This is a genomic window from Streptomyces sp. NPDC005202 (assembly GCF_040608235.1).
GTDB lineage: Bacteria > Actinomycetota > Actinomycetes > Streptomycetales > Streptomycetaceae > Streptomyces.
Map to the genome: position 1 here is coordinate 43,846 of NZ_JBEXHW010000017.1, position 25,116 is coordinate 68,961.

The 25,116-nt window shown below is 71.3% G+C and carries 17 protein-coding genes, 1 tRNA gene and 2 pseudogenes; 9 read left to right on the top strand and 11 right to left on the bottom strand.

Annotated features, from left to right (window positions below; translation table 11 throughout):
• Nucleotides 1-82: 82 nt before the first annotated feature.
• The 3 genes and pseudogenes from glmU to ABZV31_RS23300 form a co-directional block, all read right to left on the bottom strand.
• Entirely contained in the window at nucleotides 83-1,531 is a 1,449-nt protein-coding gene (gene glmU, locus ABZV31_RS23290; RefSeq protein WP_355897012.1) for a bifunctional UDP-N-acetylglucosamine diphosphorylase/glucosamine-1-phosphate N-acetyltransferase GlmU, read from the bottom strand.
• A gap of 119 nt (nucleotides 1,532-1,650) precedes the next feature.
• Nucleotides 1,651-1,723, bottom strand: a tRNA-Gln gene (locus tag ABZV31_RS23295).
• An 8-nt stretch (nucleotides 1,724-1,731) separates the two neighbouring features.
• Nucleotides 1,732-2,624: pseudogene (locus tag ABZV31_RS23300) on the bottom strand (helix-turn-helix domain-containing protein).
• Between the two features lie 167 nt (nucleotides 2,625-2,791).
• Between ABZV31_RS23300 and ABZV31_RS23305 the strand changes: the two are divergent.
• Nucleotides 2,792-4,111 carry a histidine kinase gene (locus tag ABZV31_RS23305; protein WP_355897015.1) on the top strand — a complete coding sequence of 440 codons (1,320 nt, stop codon included), beginning with the start codon at nucleotides 2,792-2,794 and terminating at the stop codon, nucleotides 4,109-4,111.
• Nucleotides 4,112-4,210: 99 nt separating this feature from the next.
• Here the strand turns inward: ABZV31_RS23305 and ABZV31_RS23310 are convergent, their stop codons facing one another.
• Together ABZV31_RS23310 and ABZV31_RS23315 are read right to left on the bottom strand one after the other, a co-directional pair.
• On the bottom strand, nucleotides 4,211-4,705 hold the full coding sequence (locus tag ABZV31_RS23310) for an SUKH-3 domain-containing protein (protein WP_355897018.1): 495 nt from the start codon (nucleotides 4,703-4,705) through the stop codon (nucleotides 4,211-4,213).
• 190 nt (nucleotides 4,706-4,895) lie between these two features.
• Nucleotides 4,896-5,420, bottom strand: a complete 525-nt coding sequence (locus ABZV31_RS23315) for a YwqJ-related putative deaminase (RefSeq protein WP_355897021.1) — start codon at nucleotides 5,418-5,420, stop codon at nucleotides 4,896-4,898.
• A 287-nt stretch (nucleotides 5,421-5,707) separates the two neighbouring features.
• On the opposite strand from ABZV31_RS23315, the gene ABZV31_RS23320 reads away from it, so the two are divergent.
• The 3 genes from ABZV31_RS23320 to ABZV31_RS23330 all read left to right on the top strand — a co-directional run bounded on the left by ABZV31_RS23320 (nucleotide 5,708) and on the right by ABZV31_RS23330 (nucleotide 10,956).
• The gene (locus ABZV31_RS23320) at nucleotides 5,708-6,736 is read left to right on the top strand and encodes an SMI1/KNR4 family protein (protein WP_355897024.1); all 1,029 of its coding nucleotides are present in this window, start codon (nucleotides 5,708-5,710) and stop codon (nucleotides 6,734-6,736) included.
• Between the two features lie 8 nt (nucleotides 6,737-6,744).
• Complete coding sequence (locus ABZV31_RS23325) at nucleotides 6,745-9,744, top strand: SUKH-4 family immunity protein (protein WP_355897027.1); 3,000 nt, start codon at nucleotides 6,745-6,747, stop codon at nucleotides 9,742-9,744.
• Between the two features lie 324 nt (nucleotides 9,745-10,068).
• Complete coding sequence (locus ABZV31_RS23330; protein ID WP_355897029.1) at nucleotides 10,069-10,956, top strand: cellulose-binding protein; 888 nt, start codon at nucleotides 10,069-10,071, stop codon at nucleotides 10,954-10,956.
• 63 nt (nucleotides 10,957-11,019) lie between these two features.
• Here ABZV31_RS23330 and ABZV31_RS23335 read toward each other — a convergent pair whose 3' ends face one another.
• The 4 genes from ABZV31_RS23335 to ABZV31_RS23350 form a co-directional block, all read right to left on the bottom strand.
• On the bottom strand, nucleotides 11,020-12,600 hold the full coding sequence (locus tag ABZV31_RS23335) for a cation acetate symporter (protein ID WP_355897205.1): 1,581 nt from the start codon (nucleotides 12,598-12,600) through the stop codon (nucleotides 11,020-11,022).
• 29 nt (nucleotides 12,601-12,629) lie between these two features.
• A complete protein-coding gene (locus ABZV31_RS23340; protein WP_355897032.1) occupies nucleotides 12,630-13,094 on the bottom strand; it encodes a DUF485 domain-containing protein in 465 nt (154 codons plus the stop codon).
• A gap of 165 nt (nucleotides 13,095-13,259) precedes the next feature.
• Nucleotides 13,260-13,808 carry a GNAT family N-acetyltransferase gene (locus ABZV31_RS23345; RefSeq protein ID WP_355897035.1) on the bottom strand — a complete coding sequence of 183 codons (549 nt, stop codon included), beginning with the start codon at nucleotides 13,806-13,808 and terminating at the stop codon, nucleotides 13,260-13,262.
• A gap of 21 nt (nucleotides 13,809-13,829) precedes the next feature.
• On the bottom strand, nucleotides 13,830-15,323 hold the full coding sequence (locus tag ABZV31_RS23350; protein ID WP_355897037.1) for an MFS transporter: 1,494 nt from the start codon (nucleotides 15,321-15,323) through the stop codon (nucleotides 13,830-13,832).
• A gap of 439 nt (nucleotides 15,324-15,762) precedes the next feature.
• On the opposite strand from ABZV31_RS23350, the gene ABZV31_RS23355 reads away from it, so the two are divergent.
• From ABZV31_RS23355 to mfd, 3 genes are all read left to right on the top strand, one after another.
• Nucleotides 15,763-16,551, top strand: a complete 789-nt coding sequence (locus ABZV31_RS23355) for an ABC transporter ATP-binding protein (RefSeq protein ID WP_355897039.1) — start codon at nucleotides 15,763-15,765, stop codon at nucleotides 16,549-16,551.
• Complete coding sequence (locus ABZV31_RS23360) at nucleotides 16,548-19,112, top strand: FtsX-like permease family protein (RefSeq protein ID WP_355897042.1); 2,565 nt, start codon at nucleotides 16,548-16,550, stop codon at nucleotides 19,110-19,112. Before ABZV31_RS23355 ends, ABZV31_RS23360 begins: the two co-directional genes overlap by 4 nt.
• 405 nt (nucleotides 19,113-19,517) lie before the next feature.
• Nucleotides 19,518-23,054 carry a transcription-repair coupling factor gene (gene mfd / locus ABZV31_RS23365; protein ID WP_355897044.1) on the top strand — a complete coding sequence of 1,179 codons (3,537 nt, stop codon included), beginning with the start codon at nucleotides 19,518-19,520 and terminating at the stop codon, nucleotides 23,052-23,054.
• 24 nt (nucleotides 23,055-23,078) lie between these two features.
• Here the strand turns inward: mfd and ABZV31_RS23370 are convergent, their stop codons facing one another.
• Both ABZV31_RS23370 and ABZV31_RS23375 read right to left on the bottom strand, forming a co-directional pair.
• A complete protein-coding gene (locus tag ABZV31_RS23370) occupies nucleotides 23,079-23,270 on the bottom strand; it encodes a hypothetical protein (protein ID WP_355897047.1) in 192 nt (63 codons plus the stop codon).
• 179 nt (nucleotides 23,271-23,449) lie between these two features.
• Nucleotides 23,450-23,632 (bottom strand): antitoxin, encoded by a 183-nt coding sequence (locus tag ABZV31_RS23375; RefSeq protein ID WP_355897049.1) that lies wholly within the window; start codon nucleotides 23,630-23,632, stop codon nucleotides 23,450-23,452.
• A 308-nt stretch (nucleotides 23,633-23,940) separates the two neighbouring features.
• On the opposite strand from ABZV31_RS23375, the pseudogene ABZV31_RS23380 reads away from it, so the two are divergent.
• Together ABZV31_RS23380 and ABZV31_RS23385 are read left to right on the top strand one after the other, a co-directional pair.
• A pseudogene (locus ABZV31_RS23380) lies at nucleotides 23,941-24,120 on the top strand (peptidoglycan-binding protein); the annotation flags it as partial.
• Between the two features lie 229 nt (nucleotides 24,121-24,349).
• Nucleotides 24,350-24,997, top strand: coding sequence for a SurA N-terminal domain-containing protein (locus ABZV31_RS23385; RefSeq protein ID WP_355897051.1), 648 nt, complete (start codon nucleotides 24,350-24,352; stop codon nucleotides 24,995-24,997).
• The last annotated feature ends 119 nt before the right edge of the window (nucleotides 24,998-25,116 follow it).

Genomic DNA, 25,116 nt, shown 5'->3' on the forward strand with positions numbered 1-25,116 from the left:
CGTCCGCGAGAGGCCGTCTCAGCTGGTGGGGTGCGGTTGTGCACTTATCACGGTACGCCGTTCCAGACGCACCTGTTTCCGGTCAGGCTTCGCCTTCCGGCCCCCGGGACGCCGCCTCGGCCGCCTTCGCCGCCGCACTCCCCGGACGCTTACGAGTCACCCAACCCTCGATATTCCGCTGCTGACCACGGGCCACGGCCAGCGAACCCGGCGGCACATTCTTCGTGATCACGGAGCCGGCGGCGGTGTACGCACCATCCCCGATCGTGACAGGAGCCACAAACATGTTGTCCGCACCGGTACGGCAGTGCGACCCCACCGTGGTGTGATGCTTGTCCTGCCCGTCATAATTCACGAACACGCTCGCGGCCCCGATGTTCGTGTACTCACCGATCGTCGCGTCACCGACATAGGACAGGTGCGGCACCTTCGTCCCCTCGCCGATCGAGGCGTTCTTCGTCTCGACGTACGTACCCACCTTGGACTTCAGCCCCAGACGCGTGCCCGGCCGGAGATACGCGTACGGACCCACGGACGCCTGCGGACCCACCACGGCACCGTCGGAGACCGTGTTGTCGACGCGCGCACCCGCACCGACCCGCGTGTTCGTCAGCCTGCTGTTGGGTCCCACCTCCGAGCCCTCGCCCAGATGGGTCGTCCCGTGCAACTGCGTCCCCGGATGCACGGTCACATCCTGCTCGAACGTCACCGTGACATCGACCCACGTCGTCGCCGGGTCGACGACCGTCACACCGGCCAGCATCGCCTGCGTCAGCAGCCGGTCGTTGAGAATGCGGCGCGCCTCGGCGAGCTGCACCCGGTTGTTGATCCCGGCGATCTCACGGTGATCGGCGGCCACACAGGCGCCCACGCGGTGACCGGCCTCGCGCAGAATGCCGAGGACGTCGGTGAGATACTCCTCACCCTGGCTGTTGTCCGTCCGCACCTTCCCGAGCGCGTCGGCGAGCAACTGCCCGTCGAACGCAAACACCCCGGAATTGATCTCCCGGATCGCACGCTGCGACTCGGTCGCGTCCTTGTGCTCGACGATCGCGGTCACAGCACCGGAGGCACCGTCGCGGACGATCCGGCCATACCCGGTCGCGTCCGGCACCTGCGCGGTGAGCACGGTGACGGCGTTGCCGTCCTCGTGGTGGGTGGCAGCGAGACGCTGGAGCGTCACGCCGGTCAGGAGAGGAGTGTCGCCACAGACGACGACCACGGTCCCGTCGACGGTCCCGCCGAGCTCCTCCAACGCCATACGGACGGCGTGCCCCGTCCCCTTCTGCTTCTCCTGCACGGCGGTGCGGACCCGGGAGTCGACCTCGGCGAGATGCGCGATGACCTTCTCCCGGGCGTGCCCGACCACGACGACGAGATTCTCGGGCTCCAACTCGCGCGCGGCGGCGAGCACATGACCAACCAGGGAACGGCCACAGATCTCGTGCAGGACCTTGGGTGTGGCCGACTTCATACGGGTGCCCTCACCCGCTGCGAGAACGACGACGGCTGCCGGGCGAATGGCGCTCACGGAGTTGCCCTTCGGCTTTGGATGAGTGGGGGACGGACATCCGCAGGATACCGGGGCGTTTCGTGGGGGAGATGAGAGCGGGCCCTGACCCGCTTTAGGTCAGGACCCGAACCGGGCAGCTCCGCCAGCTGGATTCGAACCAGCACTACAGGGCTTCAAAGGCCCGCGGGCTACCAGTTACCCCATGGCGGATGGATGCCTCAGACCTTACCTGAGGACAGGGGTGCCGTGATCCCGGAGACCGCATCCACCATTCCTGTCCACCAGCCCTCGATGCGGCGGTACAGGTCCGCGCCTTGCAAGACGCAGATCACGAGACAGCCCCGGTAGTTCTCACCAACCTTCTTGTGGACGGTCTTGGGTTGTGCCGTTTGATGGTCGTCCTCTGGAGCGTGGAGACGTCGACACCGACCAGGTCGGCCCAGTATCGCTCGGCGCCCTCGACGTCAGCCGTCATGTGGATCAACGCCCGGTACCGCAGGCGTTCGCGTTCCACGCCGAGCAGATCGAGCCAGGCCAGGTAGATCCGAATTACGTCGGGGTCGCTGTTCACGAATTTGCACGGTCTTTGCACGGTCTCGCGCCTCGCGTACGGCTTGTCCTTGGCTCCCTCGGCCCAATAGAGTGCGGCGCCGGTCATGAACAGCTCGCGGGCGGTCATCGCGCCGATCTCACGCACGGCGGCCGCCTTGGTCCGCCGCCGTTCCTCGTCCCGAACCGCCAGCTCGTGCTCCCACCTCTTCCGCGCTGCCAGCTTCGCCTGTTCCGTCGGGTCGCGGCGCTCGGGCTTCGGCAGGTTCCGAACCCACAGCGACACGGAGCTTCGCGAACAGCCCAGCTCCGCTTCGATCTGGTCGTACGTCCAGCCCTGGAGCCGCAGCTCCCGTGCCCTTGCTCGGAGGTCGTCCTTTGCGCGCGGGCGTTTCATCCATGCTGGTGGCGGTTCGCCCTTTACCAGTTGGTTGAGGATGTCGTTGTTGAAGATCTTCAGCTCGTCGCGGATCTGACGAAGGCTGTACCCCGCCCGTCGCAGCGCCACCGCCCGCTCCCGGAGGCCCTCGAAGTCCGCGTAGTTGTTCGTGGAATGTGCCATGGGCATACCGTCCGGGCGGAATGGTGGGTTCCGGGGTCGAACAGGGTCTGGTTCAGCAGTTCGAGGGATATGGGCTGGTTTTGCTGTTATTCGATTACGGAGTGTGGTGTAGGCCAGTACCGGAAACTCGCCGGAAAAGCCGGGGCCGCCTTCCGTAGGCTGGAGGTGTGACCACGACGGGGGAAGAGCACGAGGCGGCCGTAACCGGGCCGTGGTGGTGGGTGCGGTGGCGCAGTGCGGTGCTCGACGGGAGCCTCGCGCTGGTGTCCGCGCTGGAGTGTGGGGCGGAGGGGATCCCGTTCGCCCGGGACGCGGGGCTTCCGGCGTCCGTGGGGATCGTGTTCGGTTTGCTGGCCGGTTCCATGCTGCTCATCCGGCGTCGGTGGCCGATTGCCGTCGTGCTCGTGGCGATCGCCATCACGCCTGCCCAGATGGGCTTCCTGATGGGCATCGTCGGCCTGTACACGCTCGCGGCGGCGGAGTTGCCGCGCCGGATCATCGTGGCGCTGGCCGGGATGTCGCTGGTCGGCACGATGATCGTGACGTTCGTGCGGGTGCGTCAGGACATGGCGCGGGGGGATTTGACCCTTGGGGACTGGTTCGTTCCCTTTGCTGCCGTCACCACCTCGCTCGGGCTGACTGCGCCTCCTGTTCTCCTGGGGTTGTATGTCGGGGCCCGGCGGCGGCTCATGGAGAGCCTGCGGGAGCGGGCCGACAGTCTCGAGCGGGAGTTGCAGCTGCTCGCCGAGCGGGCGGAGGAGCGGGCCGAGTGGGCTCGTAACGAGGAGCGGACCCGGATCGCGCGGGAGATGCACGACGTCGTCGCGCATCGGGTGAGTCTGATGGTCGTGCATGCCGCCGCGCTGCAGGCCGTGGCGCGGAAGGATCCCGAGAAGGCCGTCAAGAACGCGGCCCTGGTCGGGGACATGGGGCGGCAGGCGTTGACCGAGTTGCGGGAGATGCTCGGGGTGCTGCGCAGCTCGGAGGGGCAGGAGCGGCGTGAGTCGTCGTCGGTGCCGCTCGCCGCGGTGAGGGCGGCTGCGGCCGCCGCGGCCTCCCGGGTCGCCGGCGACGAGGGGTTCGCGGCCGAGGGGCCCTGTCTGTCGGAACTGGACGAGTTGATCGGGCAGTCGGCGGCCGCGGGGATGGCCGTGGATCTGTCGGTCGAGGGCGAGCCGCGGTCGTATGCGGCGGAGATCGAGCAGACCGCGTACCGCGTCGTGCAGGAGGCGTTGACCAACGTCCACAAGCACGCGGCGGGGGCGAAGACGCACGTGCGGCTGGCACACCGGGGGTCGGAGATCGCGATGCAGGTGGAGAACGAGCCGCCGCCGGAGCCGGCGTCGGCGTCGGCGGCGCGGTTGCCGTCCGGCGGGAACGGTCTGCTCGGGATGAGGGAGCGGGTCGTGGCACTGGGCGGCGTGTTCGTGTCGGGGCCGACGGAGGAGGGGGGTTTCCGGGTGTCGGCGGTGATTCCGGCGTCGTAGCGGTGGCGCCGGTCCTTTCTTTCGGTTTTTTCCGCGCCCGTTCAGTCCGCTCAGCCGCGCCCGTTCAGTCCGCTGTCAGCCGTGTCGGTCGGCGTTCGTTCAGCCTGCTGTCAGGCGTACCGGCTCAATGCCCGAGATCAGTGCGGACAGGGCCTGGTCGATGTCGGGGCCGAGGTACCAGTCGCCGGTGTGGTCGAGGGCGTAGACGCGGCCTTCGGTGTCGATGGCGAGCAGGGACTGGGTGTCGGTCTCGGCGCCGAGGGGGCAGACCTCGGTGTCGAGGGCGCGGCCGAGGTCGCCGAGGGTGCGGGCCATGTGGAGGCCGTGCAGCGGGTCGAGGTGGAGGGTCGCGGGGGCGATCTGGCGGCCGGGGCCGGTGGGGGTGATGTGCAGCCCGCCGAACTCGGCCCAGGCCTCGACGGCGGCCGGGAAGACGGCGTGGCGGTGTCCGGCGGGGGAGACGTGGTCGCGGAGGGTGTCGGCCCAGACCTCGGCCTGCTTTATGTCCCAGCGTCCGGGTTGCCAGCCGGCGGCGCGCAGGGCGGCGTCGACGGGTACGGCGAAGCGTGTGGTGGAGGAGCGGTCGGCGTGCATCTGCCCTTCGTTCGTCGAGGTCGTCGAGGTCGTCGAGGTCGCGGGGCCGGTGGTGGCCGCCGTGGTGCGTGGAGCGGTGCTCGTGCGGTAGCGAGTCGTGCAGTGGTGGGCCTGCGGTGGTGGGCCTGCGGTGGTGGGTCGTGCGGTGGTGGGTCGTGCTGAGTTGGGGGATTTTGCGCAGTCTGCCCGGTCAGTCGTCGGTGGCCGTCGGGTCGACGATGCGGACGCCGAAGTGGGCGCTGAGCGCGGTGCAGGCGCGGCAGGGTGCGGCGAAGCTGCCGTGGAGGGGGTCGCCGTCCTCGCGGATGCGGCGGGCGGTGAGCTTGGCCTGTTTGAGGGCTTTGCGGGCTTCGCCGTTGGTCATGGGTTTGCGGGAGGCGCGTTTGCTGCGGGCGGCGTCGGCGGCGGCGATGTGCCGGGAGATGAGGATGGTTTCCGCGCAGCGGCCGGTGAAGCGGTCGCGCTGGGCGCTGGTGAGGGTGTCGAGGAAGTCCTGGACGAGGGGGTGCAGCGCCGGGGGCTGGTCGCCGCGGGCGGCGGTCCCGGTGAGGGTGGCACCGCGGACGGACAGGGCGGCGGCGACGGTGGGGAGTATGCCGTCGCGGCGGTGACGGAGGGTGGGTGCGTGCGGCGTCTCGGTGCTGCTCCAGCCGATCCTCGGGTCGCCGGACCCGCTGGTGTGCGGTCCTGTCTGCGTCGCGCTCATGATCATCATCCCTCCCGAGCATCCCCCCCGAAGGACACAGAGTGCCAAATGCCGTGGCTGGTGCGGAAGCTGGGGCGGTGCGACACGCCCGGGTCGGGTTGGTCCGTCACGGCGGGGTGACGCCTGGTCACGGAAGTGGAGGGCCGGTGACCGGTGTCGTCGTACCGCATAGGCTGTCGGCACCGCGATGCGTGCGGTCAATGCGTTGGAGAGAAGTAGTCGATACGGGCCTTGGTGAGCCGGAGCAGGAAACCGGTCGCCGCGGGTCGTACAGAGTGCCGCAGGGGGCAACCGCCATGACGACAGGTCGGCTCGGGCTGGGGGTACCACCCGGCCGCCAGGCTGGGGGACAAGCCGCGCCGCCGAACGCGGCCTACGCCGGGCAGGTCGTGCACTTTCCGGACCCGGTCCGGGCCGCCCGTCACCCGAGAGGGGTGCGGGTGGACGAGCGCGGCTACCCCGACTTCTCGCCGTATGCGCGGGCGGTGGCGGAGATCGCCGAGCCGCCGGAGGGCTTCGGCGTCGACGAGTTGCGGCTCACGGACTACGTCTCGGCGAACGCGGCGCTCGCGGCGTCGGGCCACGACCTGTGGGACACGGTGCCGAACGTGGCGACTCCGCACGGCTGGACGTGGCATCACGTGCCGTTCAGCCGGCGCCTGGAGTTGATCCCGGTCGAGGTGAAGGCGCTGCTGCGCCACCACGGCGGGATCGCGACCGCGAACGTCGACCAGACCAAGCGCGGCACGCGGCCGTTGCAGGAGACGCGGCCGGCGCACTTCGGGCTGCCGAAGTCGGGTGTGGCGGTGTCGGAGCAGCAGGTGCAGGGGGTCGAGGAGGACCTGGGGTACCGGCTGCCGGGTGCGTACCGGTCGTTCCTGAAGGCGGCGGGTGGCTGTGCGCCCGTCGGCACCGCGCTGGATGCAGAGTTGGGGCTGCTGATCGACCAGCCGTTCTTCACGGTGCGGGAGGAGGCGGCGGTCAACGACCTGGTCTACATCAACAAGTGCCTGCGGGACCATCTGACGAAGGACTACCTGGGGGTCGGTTTCGTGCAGGGCGGGCTGCTGGCCGTGAAGGTGAAGGGCGACCGGATCGGTTCGGTGTGGTTCTGCGCGTACGACGACGCGCGGGACGTGGATCCGGCGTGGACGCAGGCGGAGCGGGTGGAGCGGCTGCTGCTGCCGTGCGGTGAGGACTTCGACGCGTTCCTGTCCCGGCTGGCGGGCTCTCCGCCGGAGTTGGAGACGGTGGCGAACCTGATGGTGGACGGCGGTTTCGCACACGCCGTTCCCGTCTCTTCCGTGTCGTCGGTGGGGGAGTGAGCTGAGCGATGGTGACGTTCGCGCAGGCGCAGGAGCGCGCGGAAGAGTGGATCAACGGGGATGTGCCGTCGTACCAGCACCGTGAGGTGCGGGTGCGGGAGTTCGAACTCGGCTTCGTGGTGTGGGCGGAGGACCGTCCGGACGGGCCGCGTGCGGACGGGGGCGCGCAGCGGCTGGTGATCGCGAGGGACAGCGGGGAGGCGACGCTGTGGCCTTCTCTGCCGGTGGGTGAGGTGATCCGCCGGTACGAGGAGGAGTACGGCCGTCCGGACGCGCCCGCGGAGCCGTCACCGGCGGCTGGGGCGCGCGTGGATCTGAATCAGACGTCGTTCTTGCTGAGTCCGCCGGAGTGGTTGCAGGAGGCGGCGGACAAGCTGGGGATTCCGGACCGGAGGGGAGCTTCCGGGGCCGGTGGGGCTGCTGCTTCGTCCGGGGGTTCGGCGGCGGCTGCCGCTGCGGCCGGTGCGGTGTCGGCCGGGGGCGGGTCGCTTCCGGAGACACAGGCCGGTGTGCCGGGGGGTGCGTCCGCGGGCGCGGGCGCGGGCGCGGACGCGGAAGCCGGCGCGGGCGTGAGCGCCGGTGCGCCGGGTACGCCCGGTGTGCAGGGTGCGCCTGCCGGGGCGACCCCGTGGGCCGGGACGGACACCAACGGGGATGCCGGTGACGACCGTTCCGTGCCGTTGCCCGAGACCGTGTTCGCGCCGCCGCTGAGTGACTCCGCCGACAACACTCCGCCGCCTGCCGCCGCGCCGGATGCGAAGACGGCGCGGATGGCGGGCGGCAGCCAACTCCCGTGCACGGCGCTGGCACCGGCGCTCGACGGCTCCAACGCGCCTGGTGCGCCGGGTACTTCGCCGTCCTCCGGTGGTGCGCCGGGGGCGCCCGGGATGCCGGGTGTGCCTGGTGCGCCGAGTGCACCGGGTGCGCCTGGCGCAGCGCAGGGCAGCACGCCACCGCCTCCGCCGCCGGGCGGGGCGTCGTACGGCTATCCGCAGGGTCCGGGTGCCCTGGCGGCCCCGGGCACACCGCCTCCGCCGCCGGTCCCGGGTGCTCCGGGTACGCCGGGTGTGCCGAGCAGTCCGCCTCCGGGCGGTCCGCAGGGCACGCCTCCGCCGCCCGGTGGGCCCGGTTACGGCTACCCGCAGGGGCCCGGCGGCGCCGCGGGCGGCCCGCAGCCGCCGGCCGGGCCGGGCGGTCCGGGGCGGCCGCTTGCGCCGAACGCCGGGGACATCGCCGATGCCGCGACGAGCAAGGCCGCGCCTCCGCCGCGCCGTGGGCGGGGCGGCGGGCCGACCACGCCGCCTCCGCCGGGCGCCCCCGGGACGCCGGGGGCGCGGCCGGGCGGGGTGCCCGCACCCTCCGGGCCCGGTGCGCCGGGTGCCCCGGCGGGCGGGTACGTGCCCACGCAGCTCGTGTCGTCCCTCGGTCCCGAGGGGCCCGGCGGTGCCGCGGGCGGCCCGCAGCCGCCGGCCGGTCCGGGCGCGCCGCAGCCGCCCGGTACTCCAGGGACCCCGGGTGCGCCGAACACGCCCGGCGGTACGCCTCCGGGCGGCGTCCACCACGCCGCCACGATGCTCGCCGATCCCCACCAGGTCGGCGGGGGTGCGCCGCGGCCGCCGGGTCCGCCTGGTGCTCCGGGTGCTCCGGGTGCTCCCAAGCCGCCCGGCGTTCCGGGTGCTCCCGGCGCACCGCAGCCGCCGGGTGCCCCTGGTGCGCCCGGCGCCTCGGGGGGCGCTCAGGGCGCCGTGCACCACGCGGCGACCATGCTGGCCACCCCCCAGTCGGGCGCACCCGGCACACCTCCGCCGCCGCAGGCCCCGGGCGCTCCCGGTGTCCCGGGTGCTCCCGGCGTGCCCGCCGCTCCGGGCGCCCCGGGCATGCCCCCGGGCGCACCGCAGCCGATGCCGCCCGGCGCGATGCCGCCGCCCGGTCAGCCCGTACCCGGTCAGCCGCCCGTGCCCGGTCAGCCGCCTGTGCCCGGTCAGGCCGTACCGGGGCAGCAGCCCCCGGCGTACGGCTATCCGCAGCAGGGGCAGCCGACGGTCGGCCCGGGTTACCAGGCCGTGCTGCGCTACCGCGCGCAGGACGGCTCCGAGCAGCAGCTGATCCGGCGTTCGGCGCCGGGCACGCCGCACCCGGAGTGGCAGATCTTCCACGAGCTGCGCGCCATGAACGTGCCGCCGGATCAGGTCCTGGAGCTGCACACGGAGCTGGAGTCGTGCGAGCTGCCGGGCGCGTACTGCGCGCGGATGATCCGCGAGCAGTGGCCGCAGGCTCGGATCACGTCCATCGCTCCGTACGGCACGGACCATGCGAGCCGACAGCAGGGCATGCAGCAACTGCTGGCCCACCAGGGCGAGTTGCATCAGGTGGCCGACGGCCCCGCGCGGCCCGGCCCGGTGCGGGCGCCGATTCCGCCGGTGCAGCCCGCGCCGCCGATTCCGCCGGAGGGCATCGCGCAGGAGCTGGCGGGCGCGTTCGGGCCGGGGGTCTTCCGGTTCGAGCAGGCGGCGGTCTCCCGGCAGGGCGTGCCGCCGGTCGTGGCGCACACGCTGGTGGTGGCGGGCCTGCCGGTGGACATGGGGCCGTTCTTCTGGGCGCAGGCCCAGCCGGGGCGGCCGGTGCCGACGCTGGCGGAGCTGGCGGCCGAGCGCGGGGTGCAGCCGGCGCCGGACGCGGGCTCGTACCTCGTCATGGGCAGTGACTTCGGCAAGGCGATCTGCGTCCAGTACGGCACGGCGAACATCGTTGCCGTGCCCGTGGAGGCGGGGCCGGGCGGTACGTCCGTACCGCCGCAGTTCGTGAACACCGGTCTGCCGGAGTTCGCGCGCTGCCTGGCTCTCCTGGGCCGGATGTGGCGTCTTCGTTTCGGCCTGAATCAGGAGCAGGCGGGCCGCTGGACCGTCGACTTCCAGGCCCAGCTCGCCGCCCTCGACCCGGCGGCTCTCGGTTCGCCCGAGAGCTGGTGGTCGGTGCTGCTGGAGCAGATGTGGGACGGGCTGCTGTGACCGTCTGATGTGTCGTAGTTGACGTCCGAATGGCGTGGGGCAAGGGGCCGGGCCCGGTCACGATGTGTCGTAGTTGACGTCCGAATGGCGTGGGGCAAGGGGCCGGGCCCGGTCACGATGTGTCGTAGTTGACGTCCGAATGGCGTGAGGCAAGGGGCCGGGCCCGGTCGCGTGACCGGGCCCGGCCCTTTTGCGTTCGCGTACCGACCGTATGGCGCGCCCGGAGTGTCGCGTTATGAACATTTCCGCTCAATACCCCAAGATGTCCGCAAAATCATCATTTCGCGTCCGTTCGGCGGAGACTCGTCGGAGAGGGGTTCCAGGATGAGCAGCGCATCGGTGTCTCCCCACGGCTTCGTGTTGGTACGGGGGCGGGGCTACCCTCCCGACCAGGTCGACGCGTACGCGGACGCCCTCTCCGACGACCGGGACGCCGCGTGGGAGCGCGCCGCGCGGCTCACCGTCCTCGCCAAGAACATGGAGGCGGAGGCCGTCCACCTGCGGGAGGTCGTGGCGCGGCTCGCCCCGCAGACGTACGACACGCTCAGTGAGCGCGCCTGGCGGCTCCACCAGCTCGGGCAGGAGGAGGCGCAGGCCGTTCGGGAGGGTGCTCGGCGGGAGGCGCAGCGCATGGTGGAGGAGGCGCAGGCGCGCGCGAACGCCGTGCTGGAAGCCGCGGGGGCGCACGCCGACGCCGTGGGCGCCGAGGCCGACGAGCGCGCCCGGCAGCGGCTCCTCGCGGCGCGCGCGGCGGCCGACGAGATCCGGATCTCGGTCCGCCGCGAGGTGAAGGAGAGCCGCAGCGAGGCGCTGGCCGCGATGCGGGAGATGCGCCAGCGGACCTCCGGGATGCTCGCCGAGCAGGCCCGGGAACACGCCGAGCAATTGGCCGAGGTGGAGCGGGAGGCGGCCGAGCGGGAGGCCGCGCTGGATGCGGAGCACGCCGAGCGGGTCGCGGCCGCCGAGGCGGTGCTGTCGGAGGCGAAGCAGGCGTTCGCCGACGCGGAGGAGTCGGCGCGGCGCGGGCAGGAGGAGGCGCGGGCGCGGGCGGTGGAGGTGCTGGCCGAGGCGCGCGCCCGGGAGGAACGGATCGCCGGGGAGACGGAGCGGGTACTGCGCCAGCACGGGGAGGTGTGGGACTTCGTACGGGCGCAGATGGATACCGTGCAGAACAGCATTACGGCGCTCACGGGGCGGGCGTTGGGGGAGTAGCCGGGCAACGGGGTCTGCTGCCCGGCGCTGAGCGGTGCACCCCTGCGGGTGCCGCCGCTCGTTTCAATTCCCTCTCCGTACCGCCCCCGCGAGGATCCAGGCCTCCACCGCCTCGTACTGGTGGCGCTGTTCCTCCGCCTTTTGCCGGCCGGAGGCCAATGTGCCGAGCCAGCCGAAGAGGAAGCCCAGGGGGATCGTGACCAGGCCCGTTGTCGTGAACGGGAAGTAGTTGAAGTCGGCGTGGGGGAAGACTGCCGTGGGGGAGCCGGAGACCAGGTTCGTGCCCGGCAGGAGCAACAGGACTGCGAGCGCGCCGCCGATCAACGTGCACATCAGGCCCGTTCGGGTGTAGCGGCGCCAGAAGAGGCTGTAGACGAGGGCGGGGGCGATGGCGGAGGCGCCCAGGCAGAAGCTCAGGGTCACCAGCGCCTGCAGGTTGCTGTGCTGGACCAACGTGGCCAGCAGGATGGTCGGGATGCCCACCGCCAGCGCCGAGACCCGGGCCAGCGTCATCTCGCGGCGCGCCGACATCTCCTGCACGCGGGCCGCGAAGACGTCGTGGGCGAGGGAGTTGGCGCAGGCGAGGATCATCCCGGCGACCGAGGCGAGCAGCGTCAGGAAGAGGGCCGTCGTGACCGTCGTGAAGAGGAAGCTCTCGGCCGCCGAGACGTCCGACCCGAACACCGCCCGTGACCCCAGCAGGTACGCCGTGTTGCCCTGCGGGTCGGCCTGCGCGATCACCGCCCGCCCGATCAGCGCCGTCGCGCCGAATCCGACGACCGTCATCACCAGCACGAACAGCGCCACGCTCGACACCGCCCACGACATCGAACGCCGCACCTGACGCGCGCTGGAGGCGGTGTACGTGCGCATCGTGATGTGCGGCAGGCACGCGCCGCCCAGGACGATCGTCAGCTCCGACGTGATCATGTCCAGACGGGGGTTCGCACCGCCCGCGAACTCCAGACCCGAATGCAGGAAGGCCGGCCCGACCCCGCTCTGCCGCGCCGCCGTGTCGAACAGCGTGCCCGGGTCCCAGTCGAAGCGCCGCAGGATGAGTACGGCGACCACCGCGCCCGACCCGAGCAGCATCACGATCTTCAGCATCTGGATGAGGGCCGTGCCCTTCATCCCGCCGATCGCCGCGTAGCTGATCATCAGCATGCCCAGGCCGATCACGCAGCCCGTCTTCAGGGAGTCGTTGGAGAAACCGAGGATGAAGGCCAGCAACTGACCCGTGCCCGCCAACTGCACCAGCATCAGCGGCAGCAGCGCGGCGATGGTCACCGCGCACGCCGTGATGCGCGCGCTGCGCCCCGGCATCCGCCGCGCCAGCACGTCACCCATGGTGAACCGGCCGGCGTTCCGCAGGGGTTCGGCCAGCAGGAACATCAGCAGCAACAGCGACAGCGCCGTACTGAGCGCCAGCACGATCCCGTCGTACCCGCACAGGGCGATCACACCGCCCGTGCCCAGCACGGTCGCCGCCGAGATGTAGTCGCCCGCGATGGCCAGGCCGTTGCGCATGGGGGACAGGGAACTGTAGCCGGTGTAGAACTCGTCGAGATCGTCCCGGTCCGGGCCCGTCATCACGCACAGCAGCAGCGTGATCGTGGCGACGGTGGTGAACGCCACCAGGGACATCGTCTGCGCCGACCCGCTGAACTGCGTCGTCACCGCGTCGCCTCCCGCCTCGCGTCCAGCTCGGCCTCCTTGCGGATGCGGTCCGCGAGCGGGTCGACGTACCGGCGCGCGGTGTGCTCGTACAGCGCTATCGCCAGCCACGTGACCGGCAGTTGGGCCAGGGCGAGCAGCAGTCCGGTGGGCACGCCGTCGGTGACGGTGCTCGTCATGAAGGACGGCGCGAACGCCGACAGCACGAGAAACAGCGTGAAGTAGCCGAGCGCGGTGAGCGTCGCCACGCGCCGCTGCCAGCGGTAGGCGCTGCGCAGGACCCGCAGGTCGCTGTGGTGCCCCAGCGCCGCCCGGGGCGGCAGCCGCCGCGGCGCCGGTTCGGGCGGCTGCGGCTGCCAGGGATACGTCGCGTACGACGGGGACGCATGGTGCGGTGAATACGGGTACGGCGGGGACGCATCGTGCGGTGAATACGGGTACGGCGGGGACGGCTCGTACGACATCCCGGTGCTCCTCGAATGGCGGCTCTGGTCCGGTGCGGCGGACCGCAGGGAGGTGGGGGCGAGTCACGCACGCTACTCGGAGGGGCAGGGATGCGCGACGTTTTCGCCAAACTGAGTGGTCGGTAGGTCCTTACCGTTATGACCTCGGGTGTTACCCGCGTTAACTCAGATTTTTTGCGCGCAGTCACTTCGAACGCCGCGAGGAGTGGACCCAGGAGCGGTTTGGTGTGGAACTAGGGGGTTTGGGTGGGTCTGGGTGGGGGGTGAGGGGTTGCCGTGGGGCCGCGCCGCAGGCGCAGTGTCGTGCTTCCAAGTCATGGAGGCCGGGTTGTCCAGCGTGGTGACCGCCGTGAGTGATGGCAACCCGTACGCCGTCGCGGCCACCCGGCACAGCTCGCCCACCGCCGCCGTCGCCACGCCCCGGCCCGCCGCCCGTTCGCCGACGCGGTAGCCGAGTTCTGCGGAACCGTCCTCGACGTCGACCAGGTTGACGCGTCCGATCAGGTTCCCTTCCTCGTCCAGGACGACGTGGAAGTGGCAGACGCCCGCCTCCTGTTCGGCCAGGAGGGCCTGGTGGCGGGCGGCGAACCCGGACTCGGTGCAGTAGGCGTCCCCGCGATCCGGCACCGAGCGCGCGAAGTACCCGCGGTTCTCCCGCTCGAAGGCCGGCAGGGCGTCCGCGTGGTCGGCCCGCAGACGTTCCAAGGCCACCATGGGCCGCAGCATACGTACGGCTCAGTCCTTGAGGACCGGGAAGCGGCGCGGGGCCAACAGCAGCAGGACCAGGAACGCCAGCGCTGCCGCGCACGACGCCCCCAGGTACACGGCGTGGACCGCGTCCGCGATGGCCCGGCGTGTCACCTCCGGTGCCGTCCCCGCGTCCAGCGCCCGTGTCACCGAGTCGAGGTCGCTCGCGCCGCCGAGCCGCGCGGACAGCACCCCGTTGGCGACCGCGCCGAAGAGGGACGCGCCGATCGTCTGGCCGGTTTGGCGGCAGAAGAGGACGGAGGCGGTCGCCGTACCGCGTTCCGACCAGACGACGGTCGACTGGACGCCGACGATGAGGGGGAGTTGGAACAGGCCGAGGGCGGCGCCGAGCAGGAGCATCAGCGCCGTCGGCTGCCAGGCCGCGCCCGGATACGGCAGGAACCGGAACGCGAACAGGATCAGTGTCGCCGCGCCGATGCCGAGCATCGCGGTGTTGCGGAAGCCGATCCGCCGGTAGACGTGCTGGCTCAGGGCCGCCGAGACCGGCCAGCTGAGCGTCCACACGGACAGGACGAATCCGGCGGCCACGGGGGCGAGGCCGAGGACGGACTGGGCGTAGGTCGGCAGGAAGACCGTCGGGGCCACCATCAGCAGTCCCAGCGCCCCGAGGGCGAGATTGACGGCGGCGATGGTGCGGCGGCGCCACACCCACCCGGGGATGATGGGCTCGGCTGCCCGGCGTTCGATCACGACGACGAGTGCGGCCAGGGCTAGTCCCGTACCGAACAGGGCGATCGAGGGGGCCGACAGCCACGGCCACGCGACCCCGCCCTGCACCAGTGCGGTGAGCAGCGCGCCGCCGCAGGCGAACACCGCGAGCGCGCCGGCCCAGTCGATGCGCGGGCGGTTCACCGGCTGACGGTCCGGCTCGTGGAGGTGGCGGACGATCAGCCACAGGGCGACCGAGCCGATCGGCAGGTTGATGAGGAAGATCCAGCGCCAGTCGGCGTACGCGGCCAGGACGCCGCCCAGGGCCGGGCCGGCGATCGCCGACACCGCCCACACCGTGGACAGCTTCGCCTGGATCTTCGGGCGCTCCTCCAGGGGGTACAGGTCGGCGGCGAGCGTCTGGACCGTGCCCTGGAGCGCGCCGCCGCCCAGGCCCTGCACGATGCGGAAGGCGATCAGCGCGCCCATGTTCCAGGCGGCGGCGCACAGCAGGGAGCCGAGCAGGAAGACGCTGGCGCCCGCGATCAGCACCGGCTTGCGGCCGAAGGTGTCGGAGAGCTTGCCGTAGACGGGCAGGGTGACCGTCACCGCGAGCAGGTAGCCGGAGAACAGCCAGGAGAAGACGGAGAAGCCGCCGAGGTCGCCGACGATCTGCGGGACGGCGGTGGAGACGATCGTGGAGTCGAGCGCGGCCAGCGCCATGGCGAGCATGAGGGCGGCAACGACCGCGCCCCGCCGGTCGGCTGTGGTGCCCTGCGTGGTGTCGCGTATCGCGGGTCTGGTGCTGCCCACCCCGGATCCTTTCCCCTTGCACCTACCTGCCGACGGACAGCTTCCCACGTGACCCTGACGTTGCGGGAGGGTGGAGCCTGAGTGGGCCGGAGGGTGGAGCCGACCCCGAGAAGGGGTCCACCCGTCGGTGGACAGCCCCTAGGGGTACCTCCGCATCAGGGCTCGGGGAGGGTTCGTACCCGCGGAGGACGAGACGGCACGAGAGTCGTCCTTAACCTGGCTTTACGCCGCTGGGGGGCGGCGCACCGAACCGACGGGGGTGGGGTTTTCCCCAGCCAAAGACTGCGCTGAGCACCAGCGCGCCGGGACCCCTGGCCGACCAGACTCGTCGGCGCAGCACTTCCTACGACCCTACGACGCTACGACCCAACGACTGGAACCCATGGCGTCCCGGATGACGTCGCACGACTCAATTGCTGAACGATATAGGAGACTTACCGTGACATCGGCTGTGACCATTCCCAGGCACGGGGGTACTGGAGGGCCTACGGCCGTTGCCGCGCGGGCGCGGCAGGTCGTGAAGGCGTACGGGGCCGGGGAGACCCGCGTCGTCGCCCTCGACCACGTCGACGTGGACATCGCCCGCGGCCAGTTCACCGCGATCATGGGCCCCTCGGGGTCCGGCAAGTCCACGCTGATGCACTGCCTGGCCGGGCTCGACACCGTCACCAGCGGGCAGATCTACCTGGACGAGACCGAGATCACCGGCCTGAAGGACAAGAAGCTCACGCAACTGCGCCGGGACCGGATCGGCTTCATCTTCCAGGCGTACAACCTGCTGCCGACGCTGAACGCGATCGAGAACATCACGCTGCCCATGGACATCGCCGGGCGGAAGCCGGACAAGGCGTGGCTGGACCGGGTGGTGGAGACCGTCGGCCTCGCCGGGCGGCTCAGGCACCGGCCGAACCAGCTCTCCGGCGGCCAGCAGCAGCGCGTCGCCGTGGCCCGCGCGCTCGCCGCCCGCCCCGAGATCATCTTCGGTGACGAGCCGACCGGAAACCTCGACTCCCGCGCGGGTGCCGAGGTGCTGGGCTTCCTGCGCCGGTCGGTCGACGAGCTGGGCCAGACCATCGTGATGGTCACGCACGACCCGGTGGCCGCCTCGTACGCCGACCGCGTGCTGTATCTCGCCGATGGCCGGATCGTCGACGAGATGTACCAGCCGACGGCCGACCAGGTCCTGGACCGTATGAAGGACTTCGACGCCCGGGGGCGGACGTCATGACCGTCCTGAAGACCTCCCTGCGCAACTTCTTCGCGCACAAGGGCCGCATGGCGCTGTCCGCGACAGCGGTGCTGCTGTCGGTGGCGTTCGTGTGCGGCACGCTCGTGTTCACGGACACCATGAACACGACGTTCGACAAGCTGTTCGCGGCGACAGCGTCCGACGTGACGGTGTCGCCGAAGTCCGCGAAGAGCGACGAACTGCCGAAGAACGGCGTGCCCGAGTCGCTGCCCGCGTCCGTGCTGGAGCGGGCGAAGAAGGCGAAGGGCGTCAAGTCCGCCGAGGGCGCGGTCAGTTCGATGAGTGTGACCGTCGTCAACAGCGCCAACAAGAACATGGGCTCCAGCAACGGCGCTCCGACGATCGCCGGTAACTGGACCAGGAACGACTTGCGTTCGATGGAGATCACCTCAGGACACGCCCCGCGCGGGCCGACCGAGGTGATGATCGACGCCGACACCGCCGACAAGCACCACCTGAAGCTCGGCGACGAGCTGCGCACCATCGCCGTCACCGGTGACTTCAAGGCGCGCATCGTCGGCATCGCCACCTTCAAGGTGACCAACCCCGGTGCCGCCGTCGTCTACTTCGACACCGCCACCGCGCAGCGCGAACTACTCGGCACCACCGGCCGGTTCACCCAGATCAACGTCACCGCCGCGCCCGGCGTCTCCGACGCGCGGCTCAAGCAGACCGTCTCCCGGGCGCTGAACGGGCCGTACAAGGTCCAGACGCAGAAGGAGAACGCCGACGAGAACCGCAAGGGTGTCGGCCAGTTCATGAACGTCATCAAGTACGCCATGCTCGGCTTCGCCGGCATCGCGTTCCTGGTCGGCATCTTCCTGATCATCAACACGTTCTCGATGCTGGTCGCCCAGCGCACCCGCGAGATCGGTCTGATGCGGGCGATCGGCGCGTCCCGCAAGCAGGTCAACCGGTCGGTGCTGGTGGAGGCGCTGCTGCTCGGTGTCGGCGGCTCGATCCTCGGCGTCGGCGCCGGTGTCGGGATCGCGATCGGCCTGATGAAGCTCATGAGCGCGATGGGCATGGACCTGTCGACGCGGGACCTGACGGTGAAGGCGACCACGCCGGTGGCCGGTCTGGTGCTGGGCGTCGTCGTCACGGTCCTCGCCGCCTACCTGCCCGCCCGCCGCGCCGGCAAGATCTCCCCGATGGCCGCCCTGCGCGATGCCGGTACCCCGGCCGACGGCAGGGCGGGCCGGGTGCGCGGCCTGATCGGCCTGGTGCTCACGGGTGCCGGGGGTGCCGCCCTGTACACGGCGGCGAGCGCGAAGAAGGCCAGCGACGGCTCGCTGGTGCTGGGCGCGGGCGTCGTGCTGACCCTGATCGGCTTCGTGGTGATCGGCCCGCTGCTGGCCGGCTGGGTGGTCCGGGTGATCAGCGCGGTGCTGCTGCGGGCCTTCGGCCCCGTCGGCCGCATGGCCGAGCGCAACGCCCTGCGCAACCCGCGCCGCACCGGCGCCACGGGCGCGGCCCTGATGATCGGCCTCGCGCTGGTCGCGTGCCTGTCGGTGGTCGGCTCCTCGATGGTGGCCTCGGCGACGGACGAGCTGGACAAGTCGGTCGGCGCGGACTTCATCGTCCAGGGCAACCAGCGGATCGTGCCGCAGGCCGAGAAGGCCATGCAGCACACGCCGGGCCTGGCCCACGTCACCCGCTACAAGGACCTCGACGCCACGCTGACCTCGCCCGACGGCAAGACCGACGACACCGGGATCACGGCCGCGGACCCGTCGTACGCCGACGACCTGCGCCGCACCACCACCGAGGGCACCCTGACTGCCGCCTACGACAAGGACGCCATGTCGGTCGGCTCCGACTACGCCAAGAAGCACGGCGTGCACGTCGGCGACACCATCACCGTCGCCTTCAAGGGTGGCCGGACGGCGAAGCTCAAGGTCGCGGCCATCACCAGCGACGACTCCGCCCTCGACAAGGGTGCGCGCTACACCAGCATCGCGACCGTGGAGAAGTACGTCCCGAAGAACAAGATCCCGTCGAACGTGATCATGTTCGCCGAGGCCAAGGACGGCCAGGAGAAGCAGGCGTACGCGGCCCTGAAGAAGTCGATGCAGCCGTACCCGCAGTACCAGGTGCGCGACCAGACCGACTACAAGAAGGAACTGAAGAACCAGGTCGGCCAGCTGCTCAACATGGTCTACGGCCTGCTCGCCCTGGCGATCATCGTCGCGGTCCTCGGCGTGGTGAACACCCTGGCCCTGTCGGTGGTCGAGCGGACGCGGGAGATCGGCCTGCTGCGGGCGATCGGCCTGTCGCGCAGGCAGCTGCGGCGCATGATCCGCATGGAGTCGGTGCTGATCGCGCTGTTCGGCGCGCTGCTGGGCCTGGGCCTGGGGATGGGCTGGGGCGCGACCGCCCAGAAGCTCCTCGCCCTGGAGGGCCTGAACGTCCTGGACATCCCCTGGCCGACGATCATCGGGGTGTTCATCGGCTCGGCCTTCGTGGGCCTGTTCGCGGCGCTGATCCCGGCGTTCCGGGCGGGGCGGATGAACGTACTGAACGCGATCGCGACCGAGTAGCGGCTGTCCTGGGGCCACCGTGGACGGGGGTCACGGGGGACGGAACCCGGTGCCGGGGAGTGTGGGGACTCTTCGCCACCGGGCTTCCGCGTTCGCGCGTAGCCGCGTAGCCGCGTAGCCGTCTAGCCGCGTAGCTGCGGGCAGTCGTGTCTCCCCCAAGGTGCCTTGACGCCCTGGGGGCACCCCCAGGGCGGCACGGGTGGGCGCAGCGACAGCCCGCCGGCGCGGGCGAGCGGACCCACCCGACGGACCCGACGGCAACCGCGGCGCCGGGCGCCCGGCGGCAGATGGGACGTTGTCCACAGCCCCGACCGCACCCACCACACCGTCGTACGCTGGAGACCCCCGGCCCGTCTTACGAGTCGGGCCCTTCGTGTTGCCCACCACCGGACGGAAGCCCCCTCCATGAGCCTGCACGGTCTGCTCGACGCCGTCGTCAAGGACCCCGCCCTAGCGGAAGCGATCACCGCGGCCGCGGACGGCAACCGCATGCACGTCGACCTCGTCGGCCCCCCGGCGGCCCGCCCCTTCGCGGTCGCCGCCCTGGCCCGCGAGGCCGGCCGCCCCGTGCTCGCGGTGACGGCGACCGGCCGCGAGGCCGAGGACCTGGCGGCGGCCCTGCGCTCGCTGCTGCCCCCGGAGGGCGTCGTGGAGTACCCCTCCTGGGAGACGCTCCCGCACGAGCGGCTCAGCCCGCGCAGCGACACCGTCGGCCGCCGCCTCGCCGTGCTGCGCCGCCTGGCCCACCCGAGCCCCGACGACCCCGAGACCGGACCGGTCTCCGTCGTCGTGGCACCCGTGCGCTCGGTCCTCCAGCCGCAGGTCAAGGGCCTCGGCGACCTGGAACCGGTGTCTCTGAGGACGGGCCAGACCGCCGACCTGAACGACGTGGTGGACGCCCTCGCCGCCGCCGCGTACTCCCGCGTGGAGCTCGTGGAGAAGCGCGGCGAGTTCGCCGTCCGCGGCGGCATCCTCGACGTCTTCCCGCCCACCGAGGAACACCCCTTGCGCATCGAGTTCTGGGGCGACGACGTCGAGGAGATCCGCTACTTCAAGGTCGCCGACCAGCGCTCCCTCGAAGTCGCCGAGCACGGCCTGTGGGCCCCGCCCTGCCGCGAGCTGCTGCTCACCGACGACCTCCGCGCACGCGCGCGTGCCCTCGCCGAGCAGCACCCGGAGCTCGGCGAGCTGCTCGGCAAGATCGCCGAGGGCATTGCGGTCGAGGGCATGGAGTCCCTCGCGCCCGTCCTCGTCGACGACATGGAGCTGCTGCTCGACGTCATGCCCAAGGGCGCCATGGCCGTCGTGTGCGACCCGGAGCGGGTGCGCACGCGCGCGGCCGACCTGGTGGCGACCTCGCAGGAGTTCCTGCAGGCCTCCTGGGCGGCCACCGCCGGCGGCGGCGAGGCGCCCATCGACGTCGGCGCGGCCTCCCTGTGGTCCATCGCCGACGTCCGGGACCGCGCGCGCGAGCTGGACATGATGTGGTGGTCGGTGTCGCCGTTCGCGGCGGACGACGCCGACGAGGACGGGGACACTCTCAAGCTCGGCATGCACGCGCCCGAGACCTACCGCGGCGACACCGCCAAGGCGCTCGCCGACACCAAGGGCTGGCTCGCCGACGGCTGGCGCACGGTCTTCGTCACCGAGGGCCACGGCCCGGCGGCCCGCACCGTCGAGGTGCTCGGCGGGGAGGGCATCGCCGCCCGCCTGGACACCGACCTCGGGGAGCTGTCCCCGTCGGTCGTGCACGTGGCGTGCGGCTCGATCGACCACGGCTTCGTCGACCCGGCCCTGAAGCTGGCGGTGCTCGCGGAGACCGACCTGTCCGGCCAGAAGGCGGCCGGCCGGGACGGCGCCCGCATGCCGGCCCGCCGCCGCAAGACCATCGACCCGCTGACGCTGGAGGCGGGCGACTACATCGTCCACGAGCAGCACGGCGTCGGCCGCTACATCGAGATGGTGCAGCGGACGGTCCAGGGCGCCACCCGCGAGTACCTGGTGGTGGAGTACGCCCCCGCCAAGCGCGGCCAGCCCGGCGACCGCCTCTACATCCCCACCGACCAGCTGGAGCAGATCACCAAGTACGTCGGCGGCGAGGCCCCGACGCTGCACCGGCTGGGCGGCGCCGACTGGACGAAGACCAAGGCGCGCGCCAAGAAGGCGGTCAAGGAGATCGCCGCCGACCTGATCAAGCTGTACAGCGCGCGCATGGCGGCCCCCGGGCACGCCTTCGCCCCGGACACGCCCTGGCAGCGCGAGCTGGAGGACGCCTTCCCCTACGCGGAGACGCCCGACCAGCTCACCACGATCGCCGAGGTCAAGGAGGACATGGAGAAGTCGGTCCCGATGGACCGCCTGATCTGCGGCGACGTGGGGTACGGCAAAACGGAGATCGCGGTCCGGGCCGCCTTCAAGGCCGTCCAGGACGGCAAGCAGGCCGCGGTCCTCGTCCCGACGACGCTGCTGGTGCAGCAGCACTTCGCGACGTTCAGCGAGCGGTACTCCCAGTTCCCGGTGAACGTCAAGGCGCTGTCCCGCTTCCAGACCGACGCCGAGGCGAAGGCGGTCCTGGACGGGCTGCGGGAGGGCTCGGTGGACGTCGTCATCGGCACCCACCGGCTGTTCTCCTCCGAGACGAAGTTCAAGGACCTGGGCCTGGTCATCGTCGACGAGGAGCAGCGCTTCGGCGTCGAGCACAAGGAGCAGCTGAAGAAGCTGCGCGCGAACGTCGACGTACTGACGATGTCCGCGACCCCGATCCCGCGCACGCTGGAGATGGCGGTGACGGGCATCCGCGAGATGTCCACGATCACCACCCCGCCGGAGGAGCGCCACCCGGTGCTGACCTTCGTCGGCCCCTACGAGGAGAAGCAGATCGGCGCCGCGATCCGCCGCGAGCTGCTGCGCGAGGGCCAGGTCTTCTACATCCACAACCGCGTGGAGTCGATCGACCGGGCGGCCGCGAGACTGCGCGAGATCGTCCCCGAGGCGCGCATCGCCACGGCCCACGGCCAGATGCCGGAGGCGGCGCTGGAACAGGTCGTCGTCGACTTCTGGGAGAAGAAGTTCGACGTGCTCGTCTCCACGACGATCGTCGAGTCCGGCATCGACATCTCCAACGCCAACACCCTGATCGTGGAGCGAAGCGACACCTTCGGCCTGTCCCAGCTGCACCAGCTGCGCGGTCGCGTCGGCCGTGGCCGCGAGCGCGGCTACGCGTACTTCCTGTACCCGCCGGAGAAGCCGCTGACGGAGACGGCCCACGAGCGCCTGGCGACGATCGCCCAGCACTCCGAGATGGGCGCGGGCATGTATGTGGCGATGAAGGACCTGGAGATCCGCGGCGCCGGCAACCTCCTCGGCGGCGAGCAGTCCGGCCACATCGCGGGCGTCGGCTTCGACCTGTACGTCCGCATGGTCGGCGAGGCCGTCGCCGACTACCGGCGCCAGCTGGAGACCGACGAGATCGAGGAGGAGCCGCCGCTCGAGGTCAAGGTCGAGCTGCCCGTCGACGCGCACGTCCCGCACGACTACGCCCCCGGCGAGCGGCTGCGCCTGCAGGCCTACCGGGCCATCGCCTCCGCCAACACGGAGGAGGACATCAAGTCCGTACGGGAGGAACTCACCGATCGCTACGGCAAGTTGCCGGAGCCGGTGGAGAACCTGCTGCTGGTGGCGGGCTTGCGCATGCTGGCGCGTGCGTGCGGCGTCGGTGAGATCGTCCTGCAGGGCAGCAACATCCGCTTCGCCCCGGTGGACCTGCGCGAGTCCCAGGAACTGAGGGTCAAGCGCCTGTACCCCGGCACGGTCATCAAGCCGGCCGTCCACCAGGTCCTCGTCCCCCGCCCCAAGACCGCGAAGATCGGCGGCAAGCCACTGGTCGGACGGGAACTGCTGGCGTGGGTCGGGGAGTTCCTGACGTCGATCCTGGGGTCGTAGCACCGAGGGCTTCGAGGCGGGGCTTCAGGCCGCCGGCCGTACGCGCGCGCCGGTGGCCTCCCGCAGCGCCGCCGTCGGCCGGGCGCGGACGACGAGCGGTGCGGTGATGCGCTCGTCGATGACGGCGAGGCGTTCCCGGGCGACCTTCAGCGCCCGGTCGGAGGCGGGCCCGGCGGTGACGTCCCCGTTCGGGGTGCTGCTGTCCGGGGTGCTCATGCGGGGATCGTCGGACCCTGACACCAGCGGCAGGGTCAAGCGGCACGCGCGGGAACGGCGTGAGACCGCCCGCGGAGGGTGGGTTCCGCGGGCGGCTGTGGTGCGTGGTCGTTCAGTGGGCCGGGGCCAGGGGTGTGCCGCGCCCTGCCGGCCTCGTGCTGCTCCGAGAGTCTGCGGCCCTACGGTTCGTCGGGCCGGCGGTCGCGGTCCATGCCGATCCTGCCCTCGATGTCCTGCTGGGCGTCGTCGACCTGGTCCTCGTACTTGTTGCCCGTCTTCTCGTTGGCCTTCTTCTCGGCGGCGTCGGACAGGTGCTTGGACTTGCCCTGCGCCATGTCCTTGATTTTGTCGAAGATGCCCATCCAGAGCTCCTTCCGGACGTGACTCAGCAACGACGATACGCCCGACCTGCGTTATATGCCTCTTTAAGCCCCATATGGTCTCTTTGTCCCGCTACCGTGGGAACCAGGGAACAGCCGCCGAAACGAGGGGCGGGACCGGGGAGGCAAGGGGAGGAACGCGCCGTGACGCGTCTGAGGGGCGGGGCGGTTTGCGGCTGCCGTGATGGCGCTCGCCGTGGCCGGATGCACGGACCGGACCACGGGGTCGGGCGGACCGCAGGCATCGGGCGGCGGGGGCGTGGCCCTCGCCGCCGCCGAGTCGCTCCCCGTGGTACGCGCTGTGGGACAAGCAGAACACCACGACCGCGGACTGGCCGTTCGGCTCCACCCAGTACACCGGCCACAGCCGCGCCCACCAGTACATGGTCAACAGCAAGGAGACGCGGAACGGCTACACCATCACCGTCGACCGCGACGCCTGGGACGCGCCCGTCGCGATCACCGGCTGACGCCGACGACTGTCACCGGCTGACGCCGACGACTGTCACCGGCTGACGCCGACGACTGTCACGTGCTGAGGACCGCCGTAGCGAGGACCGCCGTACCGAGGGGGGCGCGGCGGTGCCCGAAGTCCTGGTGAATCGTTGGTCGAATGGGTTGGCCAGAGCCCGGCCGCTGCCTACCATCGATCACCGCAAGACTTTGTGCACCGTCGCACAATCTCCTCGGGAGGCTTCCTTGCACCGCCGCCGTCGCACCGCGCTCGTCCTGTCCGCCGCGATCGCCGCGGTGGCCCCCCTCCTCACCGCCTGCGGAAACGATGCGCATCCCGGCGCGGCGGCCGTCGTCGGCGGGCAGCGGATCACCGTCGCACAGTTGCAGAGCAGGGTGGACGAGGTGCGCCGGGCGCAGCGGGCCGTGGTGCCGGACGACACGCAGTACCAGCAGGTCATCGCCCAGACCGGCACCCTCGCCCGGGACACCCTGCACCAGATGGTGCTCGACCAGGTGCTCGACCGCGCCGCCCAGGACGCCGGCATCACCGTCACCCGCCGGGAGGTCCAGCAGATGCGCTCTTCGCTGGAGCAGCAGGCGGGCGGCGTCAAGGCGCTCCAGACGGCGTGGCTGCAGCAGTACGGGGTGCCGCCGCAGCGCCTCGACGACAACCTCCGCCTCCAGCTCGAGGCCCAGAAGCTCGCGGCCAAGCTCCACACCGACACCAGCCGGCCGGCCTTCTGGAAGGCCCTGTCCACCGCCTCCGGCGAACTCCACGTCGACCTCAATCCGCGCTACGGCACCTGGGACGTCCAGAAGAGCAGCCGCGTGGACGCCACCACGCCCTGGGTCAGGGAGGTCTCGACGCCGGGGACGCAGCAGATGGCGTGACTGGCGGAACGGTACGGCGGCCCACCCTGTGAACAAGTCGGGGAAGCGTCCCTGTGGACAACTCGGGACGCGTGCCTGTGGACAACTCGTGGGGCCGTCGGTCCCGTGCGTTACGTTCG